At 70.7% G+C, this 3,909-nt stretch carries 3 protein-coding genes and 1 pseudogene; 3 read left to right on the top strand and 1 reads right to left on the bottom strand.

Annotated elements, in window-relative coordinates; genetic code table 11:
* The 3 genes and pseudogenes from ACFWPJ_RS22355 to ACFWPJ_RS22345 form a co-directional block, all read left to right on the top strand.
* A pseudogene (locus ACFWPJ_RS22355) lies at nt 1–324 on the top strand (ABC transporter ATP-binding protein); the annotation flags it as partial.
* Nucleotides 321–2,177: an ABC transporter ATP-binding protein gene (locus tag ACFWPJ_RS22350; RefSeq protein WP_378854247.1), complete on the top strand. Its 1,857-nt coding sequence runs from the start codon at nt 321–323 to the stop codon at nt 2,175–2,177. The pseudogene ACFWPJ_RS22355 and the gene ACFWPJ_RS22350, both read left to right, overlap by 4 nt.
* Before the next feature lie 49 nt (nt 2,178–2,226).
* Nucleotides 2,227–2,844, top strand: a complete 618-nt coding sequence (locus ACFWPJ_RS22345; RefSeq protein WP_378854245.1) for a putative glycolipid-binding domain-containing protein — start codon at nt 2,227–2,229, stop codon at nt 2,842–2,844.
* Between the two features lie 235 nt (nt 2,845–3,079).
* Here the strand turns inward: ACFWPJ_RS22345 and ACFWPJ_RS22340 are convergent.
* On the bottom strand, nt 3,080–3,909 hold an 830-nt coding region (locus ACFWPJ_RS22340), incomplete at its 5' end, for a prephenate dehydrogenase (protein ID WP_378854243.1).

Below are 3,909 nucleotides of genomic sequence, written 5' to 3'. Positions count from 1 at the left end.
TGGGTGGCCGGCGGCCACCGGCCGCGGCCCGCGCGGCCCTGCGCGGGGCTCCCCGCCGAGGCGGCCGCCGAGCACGGCCGGATCATGGTGCTCGACGATCCGCTCTCGGCGCTGGACGTGGAAACCGAAGAGCGCGTGCAGGATCGGTTGCGCACGGTGCTCTCCGGCGCCACCACGCTGCTGGTCGCGCACCGGCCGTCGACGGCGGCGCTGGCCGACCGGGTCGCGTTGCTCGCCGACGGACGCATCGTCGCCGAGGGCACCCACGAGAAACTGCTGCGCACCAACAGCCGCTACCGCGAACTGATGGGAGGTGAATCATGACCACCGACACCGATATCGAAGACACCGCGCCCGATCAGGCCGATCGGGCGGCGGACTGGCGCGGCATCGCCAAGGAGGACGACACCGTCACCGGCACCGGAAACCTGGTGCTGGCCGGGCGATCCCGGCGGCTGCTGCTCGACCTGGTGCGGCCCTACCGCAAGCAGGCGGTGCTCACCTTCGTGCTGATCGTGCTCGACAACGCGGCCAAGGTGTCGACCCCGTTGTTCATCGCCTACGGCCTCGATCACGGCATCAGCCAAGGGCGGCAGGGCAATTGGACACCGCTGGTGGCGACCGTCGCCGGCTTCGTCGCCGTCACCGTGCTGTCGGGCCTGACCACGTACCTGTTCCTGCGGGCGTCCGGCTCGCTGAGTCAGCGGGTGCTGTTCGACCTGCGGGTGCGCGCGTTCCGGCACACGCAGCGGCTGAGCGTGTCGTTCCATGAGAACTACACCTCGGGCAAGGTCGTCACGCGGCTCACCAGCGATATCGAGACGCTGCAGGAGCTGCTCGAAGGCGCGCTCAACCAGGCCTTCAGCGCGATTCTGTCGGTCGTCACCATCGCGGTGCTGCTGGTCTGGCTGGATCCGATGCTGGCCTCGATCGTGCTGCTCGGGTTCGTGCCGCTGGTGCTGGTGACCCGGTGGGCGCAGCGGCGCCAGCGGGCGGGCTACCGGCGCACGCGTGGCGCGATCGCGCGCGTCGTCGTGCAGTTCGTCGAGTCGATGAGCGGCATGCGGGCGGTGCAGACGTTCCGTCGCGAGCACCGCAACCAGGAGGTGCTCGGCGCCGAGGACAGCGAGTACCAGAAGGCGACCACCACCGCGATCCGCGGCATGGGCGACTACGTCGGCCTGTCGAACTTCATCGGCAAGGTGACCACGGTGATCGTGCTGCTGGTCGGCGCATGGCAGGTGCTGGAGGGCAATCTCGCGATCGGCGTGCTCGCCGCCTACCTGCTCTACCTCGACCAGTTCTACGGCCCGCTCGACGAACTCGCGCAGGTCTTCAACTCCTACCAGTCCGCCGCGGCGGCGCTGGAGAAGATCTCCGGCGTGCTCGAGGAAGAGCCCGCGGTCGCCGAACCCGACGACCCGATCGCCCTCGAGCGGGCGACCGGCCTGGTGCGGATGGACCAGGTCTGGTTCGGCTACCACACCGAGTCGCCGGTGCTGCCGGAGTTCGACCTGGTCATCCCGGCCGGACAGGTGGTGGCGCTGGTCGGCGCCACCGGCGCTGGCAAGTCGACACTGGCCAAGCTGCTCACCCGGTTCTACGACCCGAGCGGCGGCACGATCACCCTCGACGGTGTCGACCTGCGCAGGCTGGCCGATGCCGAGCTGCGCAGGCACGTCGTGATGGTCACCCAGGAGGCGTACCTGTTCTCCGGCACCATCGCCGACAACATCCGGCTCGGCAGGCCCGACGCGACCGATGCCGAGGTCGCGGCGGCGGCGCGGGCGGTCGGCCTCGACGCGTTCGTCACGTCGCTGCCCGACGGGTACGCGACCGATGTCCGCACCCGCGGCGGCAGGCTCTCGGCGGGCCAGCGTCAGCTGGTCGCGTTCGCCAGGGTGTTCCTGGCCGACCCCGCGGTGATCGTGCTGGACGAGGCGACGTCGAGTCTCGACATCCCCGGCGAGCGGCTGGTTCAGCACGCGCTGGAGACGCTGTTGCGCGAGCGCACCGCGGTGATCATCGCGCATCGGTTGTCGACCGTGGCCATTGCCGACCGGGTGCTGGTGCTGGACGCGGGCCGGGTCGTTGAGGACGGCGCACCCGCCGAGTTGATCGCCGGACAGGGCCGCTTCGCGGGTCTGCACGCCGCCTGGCGGGATTCGCTGGTCTGATGCCACCGTGTTGTACAGCCACGGGGCTGATGTCGCTTACCGTAGAGAGGTGACGACCCCAGCCCCGGGCCAAGCCGACGGCCCCACCGAGATCAGGCCGGCCTCCCGGTGGCCGGCGGTACTCACCTGGCGCGCCCACGACAACACCCGGATGGAATCGGTCCGGGTGACGCTCAACGGCAATCGGATCAGGGCAGCGGGCCGGATGATCGGCAGTGCCTGCGGCGAGCACCCGGCGTTCAGCGCGTCCTACGACCTGGTCACCGACGAGGCGGGCGCGACCCGGCGGTTGTCATTGCGCACCACCACGGCCGCGGGTGAACGGCACGCCTCGATCTCCCGCGACGAGGAGAACTACTGGCTCGTCGACGCGGGCGGCAGCCATGTGCGCTCGACGTTCGCCGGCGCGCTCGATGTGGATGTGGTGCTGAGCCCGTTCTTCAACACGCTGCCGATTCGCCGGTTCGGCCTGCAGAACGCGGTCGGCGACTTCCAGGTCCCGGTCGTCTACGTGCGCCTGCCGGATCTGCTGGTGCAGGAGGCCGAACTCACCTACTCGAGCGCCGCCGACGGCATCAACGTGCTGTCCCCCGTCTCGAGCGCCACGCTGACGGTCGATCCCGAGGGTTTCGTGCTCGACTACCCTGGCCTCGCCGAACGAGCCTGACACCGAATCGCCTGCGCAGAACAAAGATTCGAAGATTCACGGCCTGGCGTCGACGGCAGTGCACAGGGTCGATCGCACGCAGCGTCGCGCCAACGACAGCGGGCAGCGCGTCTCACCCCGGCGCGCTACCCAGGTTCGCCCGCCGTGCTAGATCGGGTTCACCGTGCGCGCCGCACCACGCCGTGCCCGATCGAGTTCACCGCGTCATGTCACGCCCTGCCGTGTCCGGCCAGGTTCACAAGGCGCGGAGTACCCCACCGCGCTGACCGGCCCGGTGCAGTTCGCCGAGCCAGTCGCCCACACCAGGAACGATGCCGGTGATCTCCCAGCGAGTGTGCTCGTCGTAGGCGGTGCGACCGCGGTAACCCGCCTCGACAACATCGCCGAGGGTGCCGTCTGCCCGCAGGGTGTCCCGTGCGGTGACCAGCGCCGCGATTGTCTCGTCGAGCACCTGCCCGAGAGCAGCGGCGTTCGGTTCACAGATGGCGCGCACCAGATCGGGTGCGGTCCCCGCCACCCGCGTGCCGTCGCGGAAGGACCCCGCGGCCAGGCCGAGCGACAGCGCCCCACCGGCCGCGCCCGCCGCCGCCAGCGCTTCGGCCAGCACATGCGGCAGATGCGAGATCCGCGCGACCGCCTGATCGTGCTCGTCGGCGACCACCGGAACCACGACCGACCCGCAGTCCAGCGCCAGCCGCACCACCCGCGTCCACGGCTCGACCCGGGTGCCCTCGTCGACGCCGACCGCCCACACCGCGCCGCGGAACAGCTCGGGATCGGTTGCCGCCCAGCCCGATTCGGCCGTCCCCGCCATCGGATGCCCGCCGACGTAGTTCGCCTCTAGACCGTGCTTGCGCACCGCGTCGGCGACCGGGCCCTTGATGCTCACCACATCGGTCAGCGGGCACCGCGGCGCGATGGCGGCGATCTCGGTGAGGATGTGCTCGACCGCGGGCATCGGCACCGCGAGGACAAGCAGCGCGTCGGTGTCGGCGGCCCGGCGCAGCACCCACGCGCCCACGCCCCCACACAAGAAAACAGACCGCCCCCCCCCCCCCCCCCCCC

Source organism: Nocardia sp. NPDC058497, assembly GCF_042720195.1.
In the GTDB taxonomy this organism is placed as follows: Bacteria; Actinomycetota; Actinomycetes; order Mycobacteriales; family Mycobacteriaceae; genus Nocardia.
The sequence above is the reverse complement of the archived record's forward strand: the minus strand, read 5'-3'. Positions and strand labels throughout refer to the sequence as shown.

What these genes read in the sequence shown, in the direction of transcription:
- ACFWPJ_RS22350 (WP_378854247.1), top strand. Translation starts at nt 321, where the DNA reads ATGACCACCGACACCGATATCGAAGACACCGCGCCCGATCAGGCCGAT.